Below are 21,888 nucleotides of genomic sequence, written 5' to 3'. Positions count from 1 at the left end.
GGTGGGGGCGCGGCAATGGGTGAGAGCAGGCTCGTGTCGTGGTGGGGGGCGGTGTCGTGCACCGGGACGGTGGTGAGAGCAGGTTCGGGTCGCGGTGTCGGGGTCGTGTGGGTGGCGTTTCGACCGGGGCGGGAGCGGAGTTCGGGTGTGTGTCGTGGTGGCCGGTGGTGGGGGCCGGAGCTTCGACCCGTGAGGAAGCGGGGTTCGGGCTCGGATCGTTGCGCCGGCTCGTATGAGTGTGCTTTCGACCAAGAGAAGAGGTCGGCTCAGGCGCAGCTCGATGGTGTCGGGCTCGTGCGGATGGTGTGTTCAGCGGGTAAGGCGATCAGGTGGCAGACTCGACCGCCGTGTCGGAAGGCGGCCGGGAGCCCTGAGAGACTCGATGCTGTCGGATGCCGGGAGCCTGAGACCGGTCGTCCGGGCGTCAGCGGATCGGCCAAGCCCCGTCGATCGCGGGAGCGGTGGCATCCAGCCGACCGATCTTCACGAAGTACTCGGTGAGGCTCTCGGCTTGAGCGCGGGCCCAGGCGATCTGGCGGGTATGGAGCTCGTCGAGGGTCGAGGGGAGCCACGGGCCGAACTTCTCGGCGAGGGCCAGGGCGAGTCGCCCCGCAGCGACCGCGTCGGCGCAGGCCTCGTGGGCGGATTCGAGCGGCACACGGTAGTGCTCGGCGACGACCGAGAGCGTGCGCTTGCCGCGGCGGTACCGGTCGAAGGTCTTGTCGACCACGAGAGGGTCGATGACGGGGGAGGGGGCGGCGATCGGGGTCACGCCGTGACGCACGGCTTCGTTCTTCAGCATCGAGAAGTCGAAGGGCGCGTTGTAGGCGACGACCGGGATGCCGGCGGCGAACAGCGACCCGAGAGCCTCGACGACCTCGGCCACCACGCGCGGCGCCGGAGCGCCATCGGCGCGGGCGCGATCGGTGGAGATGCCGTGGATGGCCGCGGCTCCCGCCGGGATCTCGACGCCGGGGTCGGCGAGCCAGTCGCGCGCGTCGACGACGTTGCCTTCGGCGTCGAGTACACCCACGTGCGCGGTGACGATGCGATCGTTCTCGACGTCGATCCCCGTGGTCTCGAGGTCGAACACGCCGATGAGGCGCGCCCACTCGGGCGTCTGGAAGAGGGGGAGCGGCTCGGCCTGCCACGTGGTCATGCGCTCACGGTAGAGGGGAGCTCCGACATCACCGTCGAGGCGCGCAGAGCGGGGTGGATGACGAAGAGCGCTCGATCAGAGTCGTGTATCCCCCCTCGTAGACTCGACGCATGCCGAACCCCTACGCCGAACGCCTCGCCCAGATCCCCGTCGCGCGGCGCGAGGCGCGGGTTCTCGGGGGGACCACGGCGTACTGGGTCTACGGCGACGACGACGCCGAGACGACGATCGTCGCGGTGCACGGCTTCCGCGGTGAGCACCACGGGCTCGATCCGGTGGTGGCGCATCTTCCCGGCATCCGGGTCATCTCTCCCGACCTTCCCGGGTTCGGCGAGACCGCGCCGTTCGTCGGCCGCCCCCACGATCTCGACACCTACGCCGCGTGGCTGCGGGCGTTCGTCGAGCAGGTCGCTCCGGATGCCGTCGTGCTCGGCCACTCGTTCGGCTCGATCGTGTCATCCGCGGCGGTGGCGGGCGGGTTGTCGACGCCGAGGCTCATTCTCGTGAACCCGATCGGGGCCCCAGCCCTCGAGGGGCCGCGAGGCATTCTGACTCGTCTCGCCGTGTTCTACTACCTGGCCGGGGCGAGGCTTCCGCGCGTGCTCGGCGACGCACTGCTGCGCAACGGCCTCATCGTGCGCGTCATGAGCAACGCCATGGCCAAGACGCGCGACCCCGACCTGCGCCGTTTCGTGCACGAGCAGCACGACGAGTACTTCTCGCGCTTCGCCGACCGCGACGTGCTGCACGAGGCTTTCGTGACGAGCGTTTCGCACGACGTGCGCGAGTTCGCCCCGCGCATCGCGCAGCCGACGCTTCTCATCGCGGCCGAGAAGGACGACATCACCCCGATCGAGGCCGAGCGTCACCTGGCGACGTTGTTCCCCGATGCGCGGCTCGTGGAGATCCCCGAGGTCGGGCACCTGATCCATTACGAGACGCCGGAGGCGGCGGCATCCGCGATCCGGGAGTTCGTGGAGTAGTCGCGCGGAGGGCTCGGCCCCGGAATCGGGTCGAGCGCGAGACCGCGTCCGGTCAGGAGGGCGCGTGCGCCTTGCGCTTGCGGTAGGCGTTGACGTTCATGCGGTTGCCGCAGTTGCCCGCGTCGCAGTACCGCTTCGATCCGTTCTTGGAGAAGTCGACGTACACGCCGTTGCAGTCGTCGGCGTCGCACACGCGCACGCGGTCGTACTCGTCGGCGCGGATGACGTCGACGAAGGCGAGCGCCGTCTCGACGAGGATGCGCGTGGCCAGCGGATCCGCCGGGTCGCTCGCGTGGATGTGCCAGTCGAGGCCGTCGTGACGCACGAGCTGGGGGAGCGCCCGCCCGTCGGCGAGCATCGCGTTGACGAGGGGGGCTGCCGCGTCGCGATCCGCGCCCCACAGCTCCAGGATGCGGGGCCGGATGCCGCGGACGTCGGCGAGCTCGCGGGCGTCGCGCGTGCGCGAGCCGGTGTAGCCGTGGCGGCCGGTGAAGGCCTCGAGGTCGGAGGCGTCGACGAGGGTGTCGACGCCGCTGACCTCCGTGTGGGGCAGGGTGTTGACGAGCTCGACGGCGGCGCGCAGCACGAGTTCGGTGTCACGGATGAAGACCACGTTGACTCCTGACAGGTAGAGGCCGTACTGTCACGAGTGTAAACCCCCTTCACTCGTGACAGCAGGCCCGCATGACCACGTCCTCCGTGACCCTCCCGCGTCCCACCCACCGCGGCTCCACCGCCGTCACCGGCCTCGCGATCGCCGTGGCCTCGGCCTTGGCGTTCTCCTCCAGCGGGCCGTTCGTCAAACCCCTGCTCGACGGTGGCTGGTCGCTGGGAGCGGTGCTCCTGGTGCGCATGGGGCTCGCGGCGCTGCTGCTCTCGCCCGCGCTCGTTCGCGCGGTGCGCCGGCAGCCCGGGTTCCTGCGCCGCCACGGGCTGCTGATCGTGTCGTTCGGTCTGACCGCCGTCGCCGGATGCCAGCTGTTCTACTTCGCCGCGATGCAGCGGATGCCGGTGGCCGTCGCCCTGCTCATCCAGTACATCGCGCCGGTGCTCATCGTCATCGCCGTGTGGGTGCGCACCCGCCGCTCGCCGTCGAGGGCCGTGCTGATCGGGTCCGTCGTGGCGATGGCCGGTCTCGTGCTCGTCGTCGACATCAGCGGTGCGCGGTTCGACCTGCTCGGTACGCTCTTCGCACTGTGCGCCGCGGTGTGCGCGGCGGCGTACTTCGTCATCGCCGGGCGCGCGGGCGACGACCTGCCGCCCCTGGCTCTCGCCGCCGGCGGCCTGCTCACCGGGGCGCTGCTGATGGGGGTGCTGGTGCTCACCGGAGTGCTGCCCTTCGCGGCACCCTCGATCACCGTGTCGCTCGCCGGGCTCGAGCTTCCCGGCATCCTGCCCCTGCTGTGGGTGGGCGGTGTCGCGACCACCGTCGGTTACGCGCTCGGGGTCATCGCGGTGCCGCTCATCGGCGCGCGGCTGGCCTCTTTCGTGGGTCTCAGCGAGGTGCTGTTCGCGCTGGGGTTCGCGTGGCTGCTGCTCGGTGAGACACCGGCGCCGGTCCAGTTCGCGGGCGGAGCGCTGATCCTCGTGGGCGTGGTTCTCGTGCGGATGGATGCCGGGAGCCCGACCGAGCAGAAGACCGAGACGGCGAGCATTCCGGTGATCCCGGCGCCGTAGACGGAGGGTTTCGGCGCCGTGAAATCGGCGACCCCCGGCGCCGACGCTAGATCTCGTCGCGCGCCAGCTGCATCAACGGGCCGACGCGGTAGCCGATGACCTCGCCCATGACGAGAGACGTCTCGGTGCGCTCGACGCCCTCGATCGCGAGGATGCGGGCGTCGGTGTCGAACAGGTGCTGGGTGTCGCGGCACGCGACCCGCACGAGCAGATCGACCTGCCCGCTGAGCCCGTGCGCCTGCAGGACCTCGGGAACCTTGGCGAGCTCGGCGCGGATCACCGGCAGCTCGGCCTGACGGACGGTCACCTGGAGGAACGCCTCGATCGGGAAGCCGAGGGCTTCCGCCGACAGCGTGCGTTCGTACGAGAGGAAGACGCCCCCGCGTTCCAGGCGGCTCATGCGCGCCTGGACGGTGTTGCGGGAGAGCCCGAGTTTTTCGGCGAGGGCGACGACGGTGGCGCGCGGATCGGCGGACAGGGCGCGGAGGAGGTCGAGGTCGACCGCGTCGAGCTTGCTCATGGTGCGAAACATTAGCAGCGCGAAGGTCGTTCGCGGTGGGCACGATGCTCAATGTGACGGCGAGGTCTTGAGCGGGGTGCGTTCCGCGCGTACGGTCGGCCTCGTCGGCGGTGCTGCCGACATCCATACGCCCCCGCTCTCACGAGGAGCCCGGGCAGCACGGAGGGATGACGATGACGTACACCCAGACGCGAGGCTCTTCTGCGGGAAGCGCCGACGATCACGACGCCCCCGAGGACGTGCTCCGCCTTCTCGAGCCCGACGGCTCCCGGATCGCCGACGACACCCTCGACCCCTGGGTCGCCGACCTCTCACCTCACGAGCTGCGCGCCCTGCACCGCGACATGGTCCTCACCCGCAGACTGGATGCCGAGGGCGTCGCCCTCCAGCGTCAGGGCCAGCTGGCGCTGTGGGCTCCGTGCCGCGGACAGGAGGCCATCCAGGTGGGCACGGCCCACGCCCTCGCCCCCGGCGACTTCGTCTTCCCCAGCTATCGCGAGCACGGCGTGCTGCTCGGGCGTGGCGCCAAGCCCGCCGACTACGTGCTCGCGTGGCGCGGCGAGGAGCACTCGGCCTACGACCACACGTCGATCAACGCCGCTCCTCCCCAGATCATCATCGGTGCGCAGTCGCTGCACGCCACCGGCTGGGCGATGGGCGCCCAGCGCGACGGCTCCTCCGACGTCGCGGTCGCGTACTACGGCGACGGGGCGACCAGTCAGGGCGACGTCAACGAAGCGATGGTCTTCGCCTCGTCGTTCCGCGCCCCCGTCGTCTTCGTCTGCTCGAACAATCAGTGGGCGATCAGCGAACCCGTCACCGTCCAGGCGAAGTACCCCATCGCGGGTCGGGCGCCGGGGTTCGGCATCCCGAGTCTGCGGATCGACGGCAACGACGCCCTCGCCTGCGTCGCCGCGATGCGGTGGGCCCTCGATCGCGCTCGACGAGGTGAGGGTCCCTCGTTCATCGAGGCCGTGACCTACCGCATGGGACCGCACACCACCAGCGACGACCCCACCCGCTACCGCGATGCCGCCGAGGTCGAGGAGTGGGCGCAGCGCGACCCCATCGCGCGGCTCGAGGCGTACCTGCGCGCCGAGGGGATGCTGGACGATTCCGGCATGGCCGAGGTCGCCCGTGCCGCCGACGCGCTCGCCGCCGAGGTGCGCGCGGCGTGCATCGGGGCGACGACGCGCGCACCCGAGACGATATTCGACAACGTGTACGCGGAGCCGCACAGCGGGCTCGCGCGCCAGAGAGCGGAGTACGTCGAGTACATGGCCGGTTTCGAAGGGGCGGGTTCGCGATGACGGTGTCCACCACGACCGGTATGGCGACAGGGAGCACGGAGGCGTCGCGATGACTTCCCTCACCCTCGGTTCCGCGATCAACGCGGGCCTGTCCCGCGCGCTGGAAGGCGATGAGAAAGTCCTGCTCATGGGCGAGGACATCGGCAAGCTCGGCGGCGTCTTCCGCGTGACCGACGGCCTGCAGCAGCGTTTCGGCGCGCACCGCGTGGTCGACACCCCGCTCGCCGAAGCCGGGATCGTCGGAACCGCGGTCGGCCTCGCCCTCCGCGGCTACCGCCCCGTCGTCGAGATCCAGTTCGACGGCTTCGTCTACCCGGCGTTCGATCAGATCGTCTGCCAGGTCGCCAAGCTCCACTACCGCAGCAACGGGCGGATCCGGATGCCGCTGGTGATCCGCATCCCGTGGGCCGGGGGAGTAGGAGCCGCCGAGCATCACTCCGAGTCGCCCGAGGCGTACTTCGTGCACACCGCCGGGCTGCGCGTGGTCGCGGCGTCGAACCCGCAGGACGCGTACGTCATGCTGCGGCAGGCGATCGCCTCCGACGACCCGGTCATCTTCTTCGAGCCCAAGCGTCTGTACCACTCCAAGGGCGAGGTCGATCTGGATGTCGACCTCGCCGACGCCCCGCCGATGCACCTCGCCCGCGTCGCCCGCGAGGGCACCGACGCGACGATCGTCACCTACGGCGCCCAGGTGCGCACGGCTCTCGACGCCGCGCTCGCCGCGGAGGACGAGGGGATCTCGCTCGAGGTCATCGACCTGCGATCGCTCTCGCCGATCGACATGAACACGGTCGCGGCATCCGTCCGCAAGACCGGTCGGGTCGTGGTCACCCATGAGGCGGCCCGTGAGGCGGGGGTGGGGGCCGAGCTCGTCGCGAGCATCACCGAGCAGTGCTTCCACTACCTCGAGGCGCCGCCGCAGCGTGTGACCGGGCACGACATCCCGTATCCGCCCTCGAAGCTCGAGAAGCACCACGTGCCGGATCTGGATCGGATCCTGCACGCGGTGGACCGGGTGCGGGAGCGCGGGGCGCACGAGAGCGCCGTCGAGACGAGCGGAGGGGGAGCGCGATGATCGCGGAGTTCCGCCTCCCCGATCTCGGCGAGGGTCTTCCCGAAGCCGAGATCGTGCAGTGGCACGTGTCGGAGGGCGACACCGTCGCCCTGAACCAGACCATCGCCGAGGTCGAGACGGCCAAGGCCATCGTCGAGATCCCCTCGCCCTACGCGGGCACCGTGCAGGGTCTGCACGCCGCGGCCGGAGACACGGTCGAGGTCGGCTCGCCCCTCGTGTCGTTCGCCGTCGAGGGGGCGGATGCCGGCATCTCGGCGCCCGCGGGACAGGCGCCCGCGGGGCAGGTGCCCGCCGGGCAGGCGCCCACGGGACAGGCGCCCACGGGTCAGGCGCCCACGGGTCAGGTGCCTGCGGGGCAGGCGTCCGCGGGGCAGGTGTCCGCGGGGCAGGCACCCGTGGGGCGGGCGCCCGCGGGGCAGGTGCCCGCGGGGCAGGCGGTCGCGGCACGGACCGAGGGCCGGACGACGGGTTCGTCGCGGTCCGCGGGCGGCTCGGCCGACCGTCCTGCGGAGTCGGGCGGCGACACGCCGCTTTCGGATCCCGCCGAACGGCGTGTCGCCGCCGACATCCGCACGGCGGCTCCGGGCGCGGGAGAGGGAGAACGGGCGACGCCCAACCTCGTCGGCTATGGCGCCGCGCCGAGCTCGGGCACCCGCCCGCGCCGCCGCGCTCGCGGGGCCGGAACCGTCACGCTCGACACCGACCACGCCGTGCGCGAGGCGGCCCCCCACGACATCGTGCGGACGGGCCCGATCGACCTTCCGGTCGAGCGTCCGCGGTCCACGCCTCCGGTGCGCAAGTTCGCGAAGGACCACGGGGTCGACCTGGTGCTCGTCGCGGCTGCGCATCCGGGCGAGATGGTCACACGAGCGCACGTCGAGGAGTACCTCGCCCGTGCGGCGGTGTCGCCGCCGGATGCCGCGGTGCCTCACGCGAGCGTTCCCCCCTCGCCGGGAGACCGGGTCACGCGCACGCCGATCCGCGGGGTGCGCAAGCACACGGCGGCGGCGATGGTGCAGAGCGCGTTCACCGCTCCGCACGCGACGACCTTCCTCACGCTGGATGCGACCGCGACGACCGAGCTGCTGGCATCCCTCAAAACCGACCGTGCTCTGGACGGGCACAGAATCGGGCTGCTCGCGATCGTGGCGAAGGCGGTGTGCCTCGCTCTCGGGCGGACTCCCGCGCTGAATGCGAAGTGGGACGGGGCGGCCGGAGAGATCGTCGAGCACCACTACGTGAACCTGGGGATCGCCGCCGCGACCGACCGGGGACTGGTGGTTCCGGTGATCGCCGACGCGGAGCGTCTCGACCTCGTCGACCTGGCCGACACGATCGCCGAACTCGCCGCCACCGCCCGCGCCGGGCGCACCGCCCCCGCCGCGATGACCGGCGGAACCTTCTCGATCACCAACGTCGGTGTGTTCGGAGTGGATGCCGGAACCCCGATCCTCAACCCGGGCGAGGCCGGAATCCTCGCCGTCGGCGCCCTGCGGCGCACCCCCTGGGAGCACCACGGCGAGATCGCGCTGCGCGATGTGCTCACCCTCAGCCTCTCGTTCGACCACCGGCTGGTCGATGGGGCCGAGGCCGCGCGCTTCCTCACCGACGTCGCCGGCGTGCTTCGCGAGCCCGGGCGGGCGATGCTGCTGCGCTGAGCCGGTGGCGCGGGCCCCGGTTCGTGCTCGCGGGCAGCGGGAGCCGGGGTGACGCCTGATCGAGTGTCCAGGGCATGCCGCGATTCCCGCCCGGTGCGCGGGGTTTCGTGGACACTCGCCCGGGGGTGTGGGTGCGTGTTCCTGTTGAGTGTCCAGAACACCCGGGCGCGATGTGGGGGGCGTCCGGGTTTCTTGGACACTCGCGGCGGTGAAGGGGCGGGCGGATAACGCCGCTCACGCCGTCAGCGCCGCCAGAGCCATGCGGGTCAGGGTGGGGCGGACGCGTGACGCGGGCACGCCCCGCACGCTGTGCGGCGTGGAGTTGATCAAGCCGAAGCACGCGAGGGCGCGCACGCGGCGCTCGGCCGGGGACTCGGCATCCGGATTCCGCGCGGCGAGAGCCGCCGTCCAGACGGCGACGTACGCGTTCTGTAGGTCGCGGACGGCGCGACGGTCGTCGGGGGAAAGGCGGTCGAGGTCGCGATCCTGCACGCGGATCACGTCGGCCTCGGCGAGCGCGAACGTGACGTGGAAGTCGACCAGGGCTTCGAGGACGCCGCCCGGGCCGTCCATCGTGCGGGGGTCGGTCCCGTGACCGGGGTTCTCGAACGCCGGGGCGGGCGTGTCGGGGCTGCGTCGCGCGAGACGGTCGCCGGGCGTCTCGGGATCGTGTCCGACCGCACGTCCGCCCCGCAGCAACCGCTCGCTGACGTCGACGAGGATCGCGCCGAGCAGCGCCTGCTTGCTGGAGACGTGCCGGTACACGGCGGGGCCGCTCACCCCCGCCGCTTCGCCGATGTCGCCGAGGGTGACGCCGTCGAAGCCGCGTTCGGCGAAGAGGCGGGCCGCGGCGGCGAGCAGGGCCGCGCGGCGGTCGGCCTTGGCGCGGTCGCGCGCCGTGCCCGCGGGGGCGGGGGGAGTCGCCGCGTCGGCTCGTGGCGCACCGGCGATCGCCGGGGGGCCCTCGTTCGCTCTTGTCATCGGCATCCGCTCGGGTTAGCCTGGCATTTCAGTTAGCCAACATTAACTGAAACCCCACCCCGCGGGAACGACCCCGACGGGAACGACGGTGCCGTCGACGATGCGGCACCGAGACGGAGCCGCCATGAGCACAGCACCGGTCATCGACACCGCCGCACCCGCGCCGACCCAACGCGGCCTCGTCGAAGAGCTCCGCGCGATCCTGGCCCGCACAGCCCGCGGCGGCTCGAACACCGCGCGCGAACGGCACACGGGCCGCGGCAAACTCCTCGCGCGCGAGCGTATCGACCGGCTCCTCGACGAGGGCAGCCCCTTTCTCGAGGTCGCCCCGCTCGCGGCCCACGGCCTCTACGACGGCGAGGCGCCCGGAGCCGGCGTCGTCGCGGGGATCGGGCTCGTGCACGGGCGCCACGTCATGGTGCTCGCGAACGACGCGACCGTGAAGGGCGGAGCCTACTTCCCGCTCACGGTGAAGAAGCACCTGCGCGCGCAGGAGATCGCGCGCGAGAACCGCCTGCCCTGCGTCTACCTCGTCGACTCCGGTGGGGCCTTCCTGCCGATGCAGGACGAGGTGTTCCCCGACCGCGATCACTTCGGGCGCATCTTCCGCAATCAGGCGCAGCTGTCGGCCCTCGGCATCCCGCAGATCGCCGCCGTCATGGGCTCGTGCACCGCGGGCGGCGCCTACGTCCCCGCGATGAGCGACGAGAGCGTCATCGTGCGCGGCCAGGGCACGGTGTTCCTGGGCGGACCGCCCCTGGTCAAGGCCGCGATCGGCGAAGACGTCACCGCCGAACAGCTCGGCGGCGGTGATCTGCACGCCCGCCGCTCGGGGGTGGTCGACCACCTCGCCGACGACGACGAGCACGCGCTCGAGATCGTGCGGGACATCGTCGCCACCCTGCCGCCGACGCCCGCCCCGGTATGGGACGTGGTCGAACAAGCGCCCCCGGCACGCGCCCCCGAGGAGCTCTACGACATCGTCCCCGCCGACGTCTCGCAGCCCGTCGACATGCGCGCGATCATCGACACCCTCGTCGACGCCGATTCCCTGCACGAGTTCAAGGCGCTCTACGGCGAGAGCGTCATCACGACCTTCGCCCGCCTGCACGGACACCCCGTCGCCGTCATCGCCAACGACGGCGTGCTCTTCAGCGAGTCCGCCCTCAAGGCCGCGCACTTCATCGAGCTCGCCGATCAGCGCGGCATCCCCCTGCTCTTCCTCCAGAACATCACCGGGTTCATGGTGGGGCGCGATGCCGAGGCCGGCGGCATCGCGAAAGACGGCGCCAAGATGGTCACCGCCGTCGCCTCCACCCGCGTCCCCAAGCTCACCGTGCTCGTCGGCGGCTCGTACGGCGCCGGCAACTACGCGATGTGCGGGCGCGCGTACGACCCGAGATTCCTCTGGACCTGGCCGTCGAGCCGCATCTCGGTCATGGGCGGGGCGCAGGCGGCCTCCGTCCTCTCGACCGTCACGCGCGAGCAGCGCGCCGCGCGCGGTCAGGAGTGGACGGATGCCGACGACCAGGCGTTCCAGCAGCCCATCCGCGAACGCTACGAAGAGCAGGGCAGCCCCTACTACGCCACCGCCCGGCTCTGGGACGACGGCGTGATCGACCCCGCCGACACCCGCACGATGCTCGGGCTCGCCCTCGATGTCGTCAGCCGGGTGCCGCTGGCAGACCGAGCCTTCGGGCTCTTCCGGATGTGAGCGAGATGACCGAGAGTTCCAGCCCGCCGGCGTCGGTCGTGACGTCGATCCCGCGCTCCGGTGCCGACGCGCCCCGGATGTTCGCGTCCGTTCTCGTCGCCAACCGCGGCGAGATCGCGCGCCGGGTCTTCCGGACGCTGCGGCGTCTCGGCATCCGCTCGGTCGCGGTCTTCACCGATGCGGATGCCGACGCCCCCCACGCCCGTGAGGCCGACCGCGCCGTGCGCGTGCCGTCGTATCTCGACGTCGACGCGGTGGTGGCCGCCGCGGTGGCCTCGGGCGCGGAGGCCGTGCACCCGGGCTACGGCTTTCTCAGCGAGAACGCCGGTTTCGCGCGCGCGTGCGCCGCGGCCGGGATCGTGTTCGTCGGCCCGGGAGTCGAGGCGCTCGAGGTGATGGGCGACAAGATCCGCGCGAAGGAGCACGTCGCGGCGCACGACGTGCCGACCGTGCCGGGCTTCTCCGCGATGGGGTTGAGCGACGACGAGATCGCCGCCGAGGCCGACCGCGCCGGATACCCCCTGCTCGTGAAGCCCTCCGCCGGCGGGGGCGGCAAGGGCATGACCGTGGCCACCGGCCCCGCCGACCTGGCCGACGCCCTCGCGACCGCCCGCCGGGTTGCCGCCGCGGCCTTCGGCGACGACACCCTGCTGCTCGAGCGTCTGCTGGAGCGCCCGCGCCACATCGAGGTGCAGGTGCTCGCCGACGCGCACGGCACCACCCTCTCGCTCGGCGAGCGCGAGTGCACCCTGCAGCGGCGGCACCAGAAGGTGATCGAGGAGGCGCCCTCGCCCGTGGTCGACCCCGAGACACGCGCGCGTCTGGGGGAGGCGGCCGTCGCCGCGGCGCGGAGCGTCGGCTACCTCGGCGCCGGCACCGTCGAATTCCTGCTCGCGGGCGACCGGCTCGACGAGCCGTTCTTCATCGAGATGAACACGCGCCTGCAGGTCGAGCACCCCGTGACCGAGATGGTCACCGGCATCGACCTCGTCGAACAGCAACTGCGGGTCGCGGCGGGCTTCGCGCTGGATCTGCCCGAGATCCGCCTCGAGGGACACGCGATCGAGGCGCGCGTGTACGCCGAGACGCCCTCGCGCGGCTACCTACCCTCGACCGGGACCGTGAGTCTGTGGCATCCGGGATCCGCTCGCGTCGACAGCGCCGTCGAGACCGGAAGCGTCGTCAGCTCGCTGTACGACCCGATGATCGCCAAGGTCATCGCGCACGGCCCCGATCGCGAGAGCGCGATCGCCCGCCTCGACGCGGCGCTGGCCGAGACGGTCGTGCTCGGCGTCGACACGAACATCGCCGACCTGCGTACGCTGCTGGCCGACGCCGCCGTGCGCGCGGGGGATCTCGACACCGGGCTGCTGGACCGGCGGGGGACCCCCGCGGCCCCGGAACCGTCGCCGACCGCGCTGGCCGCGGTGGCCGAGCGGGCGAGGGCGGATGCCGAGACCCCGGGCGACGGCTCGGTATGGCATCGCGTCGGAGCATGGCGTGCCGGGGGAGCGACGCCCGCTCGGACGGTGGCGCTCGAGGACGACGACGGCCGTGTGCACCTGGTCAGCCCGGCCGAGGTCGATGCCCGTGTGACGGGCGGTCCGGTCGAGTACTGGGTGCACGCCGACGGCGTCGCGCACCGCCTGCGTCTCGTCTCGCGCCGGGCCGCCGCCGAGCGTCGCCGAACCGCCGCGGGCCGCGGCCCCGGGGCCGTGACCCCCGACCTCGTCGCCCCCCTTCCGGGCACCGTGGTCGCGGTGCACGTCGCCGATGCGGACGCCGTCGAGGCCGGTGCCCGGCTCGTCACGATCGAGGCCATGAAGATGGAGCACACGGTCACCGCACCACACGCCGGCATCGTGCGGCTGCGCACGGCGACGGGCGCGCAGGTCGCCCGCGACGCGGTCGTCGCGACGGTGACCCCCGCGGTCTCCGAGCCCGACGGTCACGCCGGAGCCTCGGCATCCGCCGGCAGTGCGAGCAGAACTTCAGCGATTCGCGCAACCTCCGTTGCGGGGGCGGCGGGTGGGGCTGAGGATGTGCGAATCGCGGAGGATGTGCGCGCCGACGCGGTGCGCCCGGGCGTCCCTGGGCCCCGCGATCGCGCTGGCGTCGCGCGCAGAACCTCAGCGATTCGCGCAACCTCCGTCGTGGGGGCGGCGGGTGGGGCTGAGGATGTGCGGATCGCGGAGGATGTGCGCGCCGACGTGGTGCCCCCGGGCGTCCCCGACCCCCACGATCACGCCGGTGTTGCGCGCAGAACCTCAGCGATTCGCGCAACCTCCGTCGTGGGGGCGGCGGGTGGGGCTGAGGATGTACGAATCGCGGAGGATGTGCGCGCCGACGTGGTGCGCCCGGATGTCCCCGACCCCCGCGATCACGCTGGCGTCGCGGAGGATGTGCGTGCCGACGCGGTGCGCCCGGGCGTCCCTGGGCCCCATGATCGCGTGGGCGTCGCGAGCAGAACCTCAGCGATTCGCGCAACCTCCGTCGTGGGGGCGGCGGGTGGGGCTGAGGATGTGCGGATCGCGGAGGACACGCGCGCCGACGCGGTGCCCCCGGGCGTCCCCGGGCCCCGCGATCGCGCCCCCACCCCGGCATCCGCCCCCACCCCGGCATCCGCGCCCGTCCCGGCATCCGCGCCCGTCCCGGCATCCGCCCCCATCCCTTCCCACAAGGAGACCCTCCCGTGAGCATCGACAGCCAGCAGGCCTTCACCGACGACGAGCGCGAACTGAGCGCGATGGTGCGCGAGTTCGCCGACGAGGTCATCGCGCCGCGCTCGTACGAAGCCGACCGTGCGCACGAGCTGCCCCTCGACCTGGTCGAGCAGATGGGCGAACTCGGGCTGTTCGGGCTGCCCTTCCCCGAGGAGGTCGGCGGACAGGGCGGCGACTACGCGAGCCTCTGCGTCGCGATCGAGGGCATCGCGCGCGTCGATCAGTCGATGGCCATCACCCTCGAGGCGGGCGTGGGGCTGGGCGCCATGCCGATCTACCGCTACGGCACCGAGGATCAGAAGGCCCGGTACCTGCCCGACCTCATCGCGGGTCGTGCCCTCGCCGGATTCGGACTCACCGAGGCCGAGGCGGGCAGCGACGCCGGGGCCACCCGCACCACCGCGACGCTCGAGGGCGGCGAGTGGGTGATCGACGGGTCGAAGCAGTTCATCACCAACTCCGGCACCGACATCACCCGGTTCGTCACCGTCACCGCCGTCACCGGCCGCACGGGCGAGCGCTCCGAGATCTCGACGATCATCGTGCCCAACGGCACGCCCGGCTTCACCGTCGGCCCCGCGTACGACAAGGTCGGCTGGAACGCCTCCGACACCCACCCGCTGACCTTCGACGGCGTGCGAGTGCCCGAGGCGAACCTGCTCGGCGAGCGCGGGCACGGGTTCAAGAACTTCCTGCGCACGCTCGACGAGGGCCGCGTCGCGATCGCGGCGCTCGCCACGGGGGCCGCGGAGGGGTGCCTCGAGGCCGCCGTCGACTACGCCCGCAGCCGCACCGTCTTCGGCGAGCGTCTGTCGACGCGCCAGAGCATGCAGTTCCTGCTCGCGCGCATGCACGCCCGCGTCCACACCGCGCGTCTGGCGTGGGTGCACGCCGCGCGTCTGTGCGACGCCGGCAAGCCCTTCACGGTCGATGCAGCCGTGGCGAAGATGACCGCGAGCGACGCCGCGATGGCGAACGCGCGGGATGCGACACAGGTGTTCGGCGGCAACGGATTCATCAACGAGTACCCCGTGGCGCGGCACTACCGCGACTCGAAGATCCTCGAGATCGGAGAGGGCACCACCGAGGTGCAGCTCATGGTGATCTCGCGCGCGCTGGGGCTCGCGGGTACCGTTGCCGCATGATCGAGCAGCGCGGCCTGTACTTGGAGGAGTTCATCGTCGGCGAAAGGTACGCGCACCGCCCCGGGCGCACCGTGACGGATGCCGACAACGTCCTGTTCACGACCCTGACGATGAACACGCAGGCCCTACATCTCGATTCCGTCTATGCGGCGACCCAGCCTTTCGGTCGTCCCCTGGTCAACTCGATGTGGACGCTGTCGACCCTCGTCGGCCTCTCCGTCGCGCAGCTGACGCAGGGGACCCTCGTGGCGCAGCTGGGGCTGACCGACGTGAGCTTTCCCGCGCCGCTGTTCGTCGGCGACACCCTGGCCGCCGAGACCGAGATCGTTTCGGTGCGGCCCTCCGCCTCCCGCCAGGGGCAGGGCGTGGTCGTCATGGCGCACACCGGGCGCTCGCAGAACGACGAGGTCGTGGCCACCGCCACCCGCACGGTGCTGGTCTGGGCGAGCGAGGGGCGGGCATGAGCGGGATTCACTCCGACGCCCGCGCAGCAGCACGCGCGTTCGCCCTCGGACCCGCGTTGTTGTTCGTTCCGGCCGATCGCCCCGAACGGCTGCCGAAGGCCCTCGAGCGGGCGGATGCCGCGATCCTCGACCTCGAGGATGCCGTGTCCGCAGAGGCGAAGGCATCGGCGCGCGAGGCGATGATCGCCGCCGATCCCGACCCCGAGCGCGTGATCGTGCGGGTGAACGCACCGGAGACACCGGACTTCGCGCTCGACCTCGAGGCGCTGGCGCTCACGCGCGTGCGGCGCGTGATGGTCGCGAAGGCCGAGACGCCGGCATCCCTCGATCCCACAGGCGGGTTCGAGGTGATCGCTCTGTGCGAGACCGCGCGAGGGATCGTCAACGCCGAGCAGCTCGCGGCGCTCCCGCAGGTCGTGGCGCTGATGTGGGGTGCGGAAGACCTCGTCGCCAGCCTCGGCGGTACGTCGAGCCGTCGTGACGACGGAAGCTACCGCGACGTCGCACGCGTCGCTCGTGCACGCGTGCTGCTGGCCGCGGGGGCGTTCGGCAAGCGGGCCATCGACGCCGTGCACGTCGACATCGCCGACCTGGAGGGGCTCGCCGAGGAGGCTCGGGATGCCGCTGCCTCCGGGTTCGCCGCCACGGCGTGCATCCACCCGGGGCAGGTCGCGACGATCCGCGAGGCATACGCCCCGAGCGCCGATCTCATCTCGTGGGCGCGGGGCGTCCTCGACGCGGCACAGGGGGAGCGGGGTGTGTTCCGTTACGAGGGACGCATGATCGACGAGCCGATCCTGCGGCACGCGCGGTCGGTGGTGGCGCGCGCGGGGGAGTGAGGAGATCCCTCGGGTTCTCACGTGACGCCGGGTCTGTGCGGAGACGGGGATCTCAGCTCGCGACGCCGGCATAGGCCAGCATCTCCCAGCGGTCGCCTTCGAGGCGGAACGTCGTCGCCGAGCAGTTCGGCAGGCGCTCGCCCTCGCGGGGAAACTCCCCGTCGGTGGCGAACATGATGACCTCGCGGATGAGTGCGCCGTGGGCGACGGCGATCACGTCGACGCCCGCGGGAGCGGATGCCACGGCCTCGGCGATCGCGGCGAGGGCGCGCTCGCGCACCACCGGCCAGGTCTCGGCGCCGGGGACGTCGGCCGCGTGCCACGGGCCGTAGGTCCGGTAGAAGGTCGGGGCGTCCATCCCCTCGGCGTCGCCGTACGAGCGCTCCTGCAGCCCGGGCAAGCGGCGCGACACGGTGGTGCCGAGGGCCGCGGCGATGATGTCGGCGGTCTCGGCGGCACGACCCAGGTCGCTCGACACGACGATGACGTCGCGCCCCGCGTACTCGGCGGCGAGCGTGTCGGCGATGCCCCGCGCCTGCAGACGGCCGGTGTCGTTCAGGGGGATGTCGGTCGAGCCCTGGATCCGCCCCTCGTAGTTCCACGCGGTCTCGCCATGTCGCACCAGAGTCAGGATCGTCACCGTTCGAGCCTAACCCGGGGGTGGGGTGCGCATCCCGCCGCCTGTACCCCGCCGCCCGCTCCCTCGCACCGCGTGCGGAGGCTCCGGGCGCCCGAGCGCTCCGTCGGACGGCGGAACCGTCCCGACTCGTGGGGCCCCCGGCGCGGTCGGTGCGCGCGCCGGGGGCCGGTCCTGGGGCGGGGGTTACCGAACGACCGCGGCGGTATCGAGCGCGTCGACCACGACGCGGGTGAAGCCCCGCGGATCGGCGAGATGCGCGAAGTGATCGGCGCCCTCGATGTCGGTGATGCCCGCGCCGGGGATGATGTTCGCCAGATCGTGAGCGGACTGATACAGAAATGAAGTGGTCGCCGTGCCCGCGATGAGGTGGGTGGGGTCGTCGATCTCCGCGTAGGGCGCGAGGTCGCTGCCGAGGGCGTCGATCTCGGCGAGCTCGCGCACCCACGTGGGGGTCAGGGGCACGCTGGCGCCCCACAGCGGTGTCTCGCGGATGAACGGGATCGCCTCGGCGGGCACGCGCACGAAGTTCACGAGCGCGTACTCGAGGGCGGCGTCGAGGTCACCGGCATCCACGAGTTCTCGGTAACCGGCGAGGCGGTCGCCCGCGACGGGCCCCTGCACGGCGAGCGGAGGCTCGTAGGCGAGGAGGGTGCCGCCGCCGAGGCCGTGCTCGCGCGCGTAGGCGAGGGTGGCGAGGGCGCCGAACGAGTGACCCAGGAGGTGGGCTCCGTGGCCGGCGACCTCCCTCATCGCGGCGATGTCGGCGACCTCGTGGGCGAGGGAGTAGTCGCCGGCATCCCCGGTGCCGCCGCGTCCGCGTCGGTCGTACACGTAGAGCGTGACGTGCTCGGCGAGCGCTTCGCTGACGGGGATCCACTGCTCCTTCGTCGCGATGCTCCCGTGCGTCACGACGAGCGCGGGTCCCCGGCCACGTCGGAAGTACGAGATGGGAGTGCCATCGGACGAAGTGGTCGAGTGGTGCTCGAGTTCGGACATGCTCTGCCTCCTTGCAGATCGGCGTCGATGCTCTCACCGGGGCCGTGGCACCGTGCCGCGGCATCCCGTGGCGACATGGTGTAACAAATTCGCGTCTTGCGCAAGGGAAATGTCTCGCCTCGTCGAAACGTGTGACAAAAGTGCGTTGCGCAACGAGGTGAAGTAATGCAACCTGGAATCACGCCGACGTCGAGGAGGACCGATGAGCGAGACCATCACCCCGGTCGAGAACGCGATGCAGCCCGAGGACACCCCCGAACTGCGCGCTCTGTACCGAGGATTCGACGAGCAGCACCTCATTCCCCTGTGGACGCAGCTCGACGACCTCATGCCGCAGACCCCGCAGCCCAAGGCCCTGCCGTGGGTCTGGCGGTGGAGCGCCCTGCAGCCCCTGGCCGAGCGCGCCGGCGACCTCGTGCCCGTCGGGCGCGGCGGAGAGCGCCGTGCGATCGGTCTGGCCAACCCCGGAATGGGCGGACGCGCCTACATCTCGCCGACGCTGTGGGCGGCGATCCAGCAACTCGGCCCCCGCGAAACGGCACCCGAGCACCGGCACTCGCAGAACGCCTTCCGCTTCGTGACCTCCGGGGAGGGCGTCTGGACCGTCGTCAACGGCGATCCCGTGCGGATGAGCCGCGGCGACTTCCTGCTCACCCCGGGCTGGCATTTCCACGGGCACCACAACGAGACCGACGAGTCGATGACGTGGATCGACGGCCTCGACATCCCCTTCGCCTACCAGATGGACTCGGGGTTCTTCGAGTTCGGTTCCGAGCGGGTCACCGACGAGGCGACCCCCAACTACTCCCGCTCGGAACGCCTGTGGGCGCATCCGGGCCTCTTGCCGCTGGCCGGCCTGCGTCGCACCGTATCGAGCCCGATCGGCGCCTACCGCTGGGAGCACACCGACGCCGCCCTGACCGACCAGCTGCTGCTCGAGAACGAGGGGATGCCGGCCACCGTCGGTCCCGGTCACGCCGCCGTGCGCTTCGCGAACCCCACCACCGGGGGAGACGTCATGCCCACCATCCGCGCGCAGTTCCACCGCCTGCGCGAGGGGGCCTCGACGCCGGTGCGACAGGAGGTCGGCTCCAACGTCTACCAGGTGTTCGACGGCACCGGCCGGGTCCTGCTCGGCGACACCGAGCACACCGTCGAGCACGGCGACATCTTCGTCGTGCCCAGCTGGTGCCGCTTCCGCGTGCAGGCCGAAACGCGCCTGGACCTGTTCCATTTCAGCGACACCCCGATCTTCGAGGGGCTGGGGCTGTACCGCGAGTTCGAAGAGGAGACCGACCGATGACCCTCCGCAAAAATCCCTCCGATTCACACCGGGCGAACGGCCCGCGACGAGGGGAGCCGGCGATGACGCTCCGCAGAACTCTCCCGGTCCTCGGTGTAATCGCTCCGTATGCCGGAGTCGTCGAGGGGAACCGTCCATGAAGCTCTGCACCATTCTGTGGAACGGTGACACCGCCGCCGCCCGTGTCGAGGGCGATCGCGCTGTCGTGCTGGAGGGGTTCGCCGACGTCGGAGCCGTGCTGCGCGCCGGGGCTCCTTCGGCGGTGGCGTCGCTGGAGGGGGCGGTGATCGCGCTGGATGCCGTGCGCTATGCGCCCGTGATCGTGGCACCGAGCAAGATCGTGTGCGTCGGCCTGAACTACCGCGCCCACATCCTGGAGATGAAGCGCGAGCTGCCGGAGTATCCGGTGCTGTTCGCGAAGTTCGCCGACACCCTCGCCGCGGCCGGTGAAGAGATCGCCCTGCCGCCGGAGAGCCCCGAGGTCGACTGGGAGGGCGAGCTCGCGGTCGTCATCGGCGCCACCGTGCGCCGTGCGTCGGACGAGGAGGCCGAAGACGCGATCGCCGGCTACACCATCGCGAACGACGTCTCGATGCGAGATTGGCAATTCCGCACCCGCGAGTGGCTGCAGGGCAAGACATGGGAGCGCTCGACGCCGCTCGGGCCGGTGCTCGCCACCCCCGAGGAGATCCCCTCCGACGCCCGGATGACCACGACCGTCGACGGCGTGCAGAAGCAGGTCGGCGACATCCACGACCTCGTCCACGGCCCCGTCGACCTCGTGCGCTACGTCTCGACCATCACGACCCTGCGCCCCGGTGACGTCATCCTCACCGGAACCCCCGGCGGCGTCGGGCACGCCCGCGAACCCCGCGAGTATCTGGCATCCGGAAGCGTGGTCGAGGTCACGATCGACGGGATCGGGACGTTGACCAACCGATTCGTCCCGGAAGAGCCGTGAGCGGCGCCCCGCTGAGCCCCGAGCAGCTCGCCCTGCGCGAGCGGCAGGGGGCGGGCGCGCGCTACGACGCCGACGCCGCCCCGCACGCGCACCTCGATCTCGCGCGCCGGGGCACCGCGTACTTCGCCCGGCGGCTCATGCAGCTCGACGACGCCGACCTCGACGCGCCGAGCCTGCTGCCCGGATGGACCCGTCGTCACCTCGTGGCGCATGTCGGCTACAACGCCCGCGCCGTCGCCCGACTCGTCGAATGGGCGCGAACGGGCGTGGAGAACCGCATGTACGCCTCCGACACGCAGCGGTGGGACGAGATCGTGCTCGGCGCGACCCTGCCGACCCGGGCGCTGCGCCACCTCGTCGACCACGCCGCCGTGCACCTCGACGTCGAGTGGCGTGATCTCGCCGATGCGCAGTGGGATGCCGAGGTCGTCACCGCGCAGGGACGCACGGTGCCCGCGCGCGAGACGGCGTGGATGCGGGCCAAGGAAGTGTGGGTGCACGCGGTCGACCTCGACAACGGCGGCTCGTTCCTCGACTTCCCGCCCGAGATGGTCGACGGGATCGTCGCCGACGTCCTGCGCGCCTGGACGCGCCGCAGCGAGCCCGGCGCGGTGGTGCTGCGGGCCACCGACCGAGACGCCGCAGCGGGGGAGTACGGCGAGGGCGGCCCCGTGGTCGAGGGCGCCGCGGCAGACCTTGCGCGCTGGCTCGCCGGCCGCGGTGCGCGGCGGCTGCGGGTCGTGGGCGGTGGGGAGCTGCCGGCGATCGCACGCTGGTTCTGAGGGCGCTCCGTCGCGACCGCTCGCGGATGTGCTCCGCGTCGGGCGACGCGACTGGCATGCGGGCGTCACCCGAGCGGAACTGCGGGACGGCACGCGCGGGGCCCACGCCGAACTCTGCGACCTGCGCCCGGGCGTCGCCCGTGACGCACTCGATGACGAAGCTGCCGCCGTCGGCCTCGGGTATCCCCGGATCGTGCGGACCTTCATGTTCTCGAGATCGCCGTTCTCGATCTCGGACACCTGAGGTCGTCCGACGCCGATGCGCTCCGCTCCCAAGCCGGGGTGAGTCGACGTCTCACAGGGCCCCGTGCAGACCCCACGGGGTCTCACGCGTGGAGCAATTCACCCGCCCGGAACCGGCGGCAGCTCGACCACCTCGCCGAGCGGGGTGTAGCGCGGGCCGGCGAGACGGCCGATCGGCCGCAGCAGTTCGGTGTCGATGCTGGCCGCACCGGTGGAGCCGAGCCGCACGACGTCGTCGCGGATCGACCAGGCGACCACCGTGCCGACGACGAACTCGCCGCCCGTCGGGCTGAACGCGGTCGTGGAGTGGTATCGGCACTCCATGCGCACGGGGGCGTCGGCCAAACCCGGAATGCCGATGACGCGCGACTCCGCGAGGGCGAGACCCAGGCGGTCGGCCTCGCCGACCTCCGGCGGCATCCATTCCGAACTCGCGTGCAGCGCTTCGAGCATCGCCTCGTCGGCGATGTTCACCACGAACTCGCCCTGCTCCTCGATGTTGCGCACGGTGTCTTTGCGGCCGTTCGCGCGCTTGTTGACGGTGAAGCCCAGCATCGCGGGATGCTGGCTCACCCAGGTGAACGAACTGAACGGGGCGAGGTTCACGGGCTCCCGCCCGCTCGTCACCCACGCGATCGGGCGGGGCACGACCGATCCGACGAGCAGGCGGTACGTGTCGGCGGGGGAGAGCCCCGCGGCGTCGATGAACATC

General features: G+C 71.8%; 20 protein-coding genes. 13 read left to right on the top strand and 7 right to left on the bottom strand.

Translation table 11 applies throughout. The features are described from left to right. Nucleotides 1-424: 424 nt before the first annotated feature. Nucleotides 425-1,159 carry an exonuclease domain-containing protein gene (locus tag QE454_RS14850; RefSeq protein ID WP_307460136.1) on the bottom strand — a complete coding sequence of 245 codons (735 nt, stop codon included), beginning with the start codon at nucleotides 1,157-1,159 and terminating at the stop codon, nucleotides 425-427. A gap of 110 nt (nucleotides 1,160-1,269) precedes the next feature. Between QE454_RS14850 and QE454_RS14845 the strand changes: the two genes are divergently transcribed. Next, on the top strand, nucleotides 1,270-2,142 hold the full coding sequence (locus QE454_RS14845) for an alpha/beta fold hydrolase (protein WP_307460139.1): 873 nt from the start codon (nucleotides 1,270-1,272) through the stop codon (nucleotides 2,140-2,142). A 52-nt stretch (nucleotides 2,143-2,194) separates the two neighbouring features. Here the strand turns inward: QE454_RS14845 and QE454_RS14840 are convergent, their stop codons facing one another. Next, nucleotides 2,195-2,755, bottom strand: coding sequence for a CGNR zinc finger domain-containing protein (locus QE454_RS14840; protein WP_307460142.1), 561 nt, complete (start codon nucleotides 2,753-2,755; stop codon nucleotides 2,195-2,197). 71 nt (nucleotides 2,756-2,826) lie between these two features. Here QE454_RS14840 and QE454_RS14835 point away from each other — a divergent pair, with 71 nt between their 5' ends. Continuing rightward, the gene (locus tag QE454_RS14835; RefSeq protein WP_210076577.1) at nucleotides 2,827-3,819 is read left to right on the top strand and encodes a DMT family transporter; all 993 of its coding nucleotides are present in this window, start codon (nucleotides 2,827-2,829) and stop codon (nucleotides 3,817-3,819) included. Between the two features lie 46 nt (nucleotides 3,820-3,865). Here the strand turns inward: QE454_RS14835 and QE454_RS14830 are convergent, their stop codons facing one another. Further along, entirely contained in the window at nucleotides 3,866-4,339 is a 474-nt protein-coding gene (locus QE454_RS14830) for an Lrp/AsnC family transcriptional regulator (protein WP_210076576.1), read from the bottom strand. A 173-nt stretch (nucleotides 4,340-4,512) separates the two neighbouring features. On the opposite strand from QE454_RS14830, the gene pdhA reads away from it, so the two are divergent. Genes pdhA through QE454_RS14815 form a run of 3 tightly spaced genes read left to right on the top strand, consistent with a single transcriptional unit; the run spans nucleotide 4,513 to nucleotide 8,385 of the window. Next, a complete protein-coding gene (gene pdhA, locus QE454_RS14825) occupies nucleotides 4,513-5,649 on the top strand; it encodes a pyruvate dehydrogenase (acetyl-transferring) E1 component subunit alpha (protein WP_307460145.1) in 1,137 nt (378 codons plus the stop codon). A gap of 49 nt (nucleotides 5,650-5,698) precedes the next feature. After that, on the top strand, nucleotides 5,699-6,727 hold the full coding sequence (locus tag QE454_RS14820) for an alpha-ketoacid dehydrogenase subunit beta (RefSeq protein WP_307460148.1): 1,029 nt from the start codon (nucleotides 5,699-5,701) through the stop codon (nucleotides 6,725-6,727). Then, entirely contained in the window at nucleotides 6,724-8,385 is a 1,662-nt protein-coding gene (locus tag QE454_RS14815; RefSeq protein WP_307460151.1) for a dihydrolipoamide acetyltransferase family protein, read from the top strand. Before QE454_RS14820 ends, QE454_RS14815 begins: the two co-directional genes overlap by 4 nt. 234 nt (nucleotides 8,386-8,619) lie before the next feature. Here QE454_RS14815 and QE454_RS14810 read toward each other — a convergent pair whose 3' ends face one another. After that, nucleotides 8,620-9,366 (bottom strand): TetR/AcrR family transcriptional regulator, encoded by a 747-nt coding sequence (locus QE454_RS14810; RefSeq protein ID WP_307460153.1) that lies wholly within the window; start codon nucleotides 9,364-9,366, stop codon nucleotides 8,620-8,622. Between the two features lie 124 nt (nucleotides 9,367-9,490). Between QE454_RS14810 and QE454_RS14805 the strand changes: the two genes are divergently transcribed. Genes QE454_RS14805 through QE454_RS14785 form a run of 5 tightly spaced genes read left to right on the top strand, consistent with a single transcriptional unit; the run spans nucleotide 9,491 to nucleotide 16,251 of the window. Beyond that, complete coding sequence (locus tag QE454_RS14805) at nucleotides 9,491-11,080, top strand: carboxyl transferase domain-containing protein (protein WP_309668735.1); 1,590 nt, start codon at nucleotides 9,491-9,493, stop codon at nucleotides 11,078-11,080. Nucleotides 11,081-11,085: 5 nt separating this feature from the next. Continuing rightward, nucleotides 11,086-13,776, top strand: a complete 2,691-nt coding sequence (locus tag QE454_RS14800) for a biotin carboxylase N-terminal domain-containing protein (RefSeq protein WP_307460156.1) — start codon at nucleotides 11,086-11,088, stop codon at nucleotides 13,774-13,776. After that, the gene (locus tag QE454_RS14795) at nucleotides 13,773-14,948 is read left to right on the top strand and encodes an acyl-CoA dehydrogenase family protein (RefSeq protein WP_307460160.1); all 1,176 of its coding nucleotides are present in this window, start codon (nucleotides 13,773-13,775) and stop codon (nucleotides 14,946-14,948) included. The genes QE454_RS14800 and QE454_RS14795 overlap by 4 nt, the downstream gene beginning before the upstream one ends. After that, nucleotides 14,945-15,412 carry a MaoC family dehydratase gene (locus tag QE454_RS14790; RefSeq protein ID WP_307460164.1) on the top strand — a complete coding sequence of 156 codons (468 nt, stop codon included), beginning with the start codon at nucleotides 14,945-14,947 and terminating at the stop codon, nucleotides 15,410-15,412. Before QE454_RS14795 ends, QE454_RS14790 begins: the two co-directional genes overlap by 4 nt. Next, a complete protein-coding gene (locus QE454_RS14785) occupies nucleotides 15,409-16,251 on the top strand; it encodes a CoA ester lyase (protein WP_307460168.1) in 843 nt (280 codons plus the stop codon). The genes QE454_RS14790 and QE454_RS14785 overlap by 4 nt, the downstream gene beginning before the upstream one ends. Before the next feature lie 52 nt (nucleotides 16,252-16,303). Here QE454_RS14785 and QE454_RS14780 read toward each other — a convergent pair whose 3' ends face one another. Continuing rightward, nucleotides 16,304-16,891 carry a histidine phosphatase family protein gene (locus tag QE454_RS14780; RefSeq protein ID WP_267787428.1) on the bottom strand — a complete coding sequence of 196 codons (588 nt, stop codon included), beginning with the start codon at nucleotides 16,889-16,891 and terminating at the stop codon, nucleotides 16,304-16,306. 183 nt (nucleotides 16,892-17,074) lie between these two features. Then, nucleotides 17,075-17,887 carry an alpha/beta fold hydrolase gene (locus QE454_RS14775; RefSeq protein ID WP_210076558.1) on the bottom strand — a complete coding sequence of 271 codons (813 nt, stop codon included), beginning with the start codon at nucleotides 17,885-17,887 and terminating at the stop codon, nucleotides 17,075-17,077. A gap of 202 nt (nucleotides 17,888-18,089) precedes the next feature. Between QE454_RS14775 and QE454_RS14770 the strand changes: the two genes are divergently transcribed. The 3 genes from QE454_RS14770 to QE454_RS14760 all read left to right on the top strand — a co-directional run bounded on the left by QE454_RS14770 (nucleotide 18,090) and on the right by QE454_RS14760 (nucleotide 20,933). Further along, the gene (locus QE454_RS14770; RefSeq protein ID WP_103209733.1) at nucleotides 18,090-19,190 is read left to right on the top strand and encodes a cupin domain-containing protein; all 1,101 of its coding nucleotides are present in this window, start codon (nucleotides 18,090-18,092) and stop codon (nucleotides 19,188-19,190) included. Between the two features lie 136 nt (nucleotides 19,191-19,326). Next, nucleotides 19,327-20,151 (top strand): fumarylacetoacetate hydrolase family protein, encoded by an 825-nt coding sequence (locus QE454_RS14765; protein ID WP_210076554.1) that lies wholly within the window; start codon nucleotides 19,327-19,329, stop codon nucleotides 20,149-20,151. Further along, the gene (locus QE454_RS14760) at nucleotides 20,148-20,933 is read left to right on the top strand and encodes a maleylpyruvate isomerase family mycothiol-dependent enzyme (RefSeq protein ID WP_309668731.1); all 786 of its coding nucleotides are present in this window, start codon (nucleotides 20,148-20,150) and stop codon (nucleotides 20,931-20,933) included. Before QE454_RS14765 ends, QE454_RS14760 begins: the two co-directional genes overlap by 4 nt. A 342-nt stretch (nucleotides 20,934-21,275) precedes the next feature. Here QE454_RS14760 and QE454_RS14755 read toward each other — a convergent pair whose 3' ends face one another. Then, nucleotides 21,276-21,887, bottom strand: coding sequence for a flavin reductase family protein (locus QE454_RS14755; RefSeq protein ID WP_210076552.1), 612 nt, complete (start codon nucleotides 21,885-21,887; stop codon nucleotides 21,276-21,278). Nucleotide 21,888: the final 1 nt, after the last annotated feature.

Origin of the sequence: Microbacterium sp. SORGH_AS_0454, from assembly GCF_031453395.1 — a bacterium.
Lineage (GTDB): Bacteria > Actinomycetota > Actinomycetes > Actinomycetales > Microbacteriaceae > Microbacterium.
Note: the sequence above shows the minus strand (reverse complement) of the source record. Positions and strands in the feature narration are given on the sequence as shown.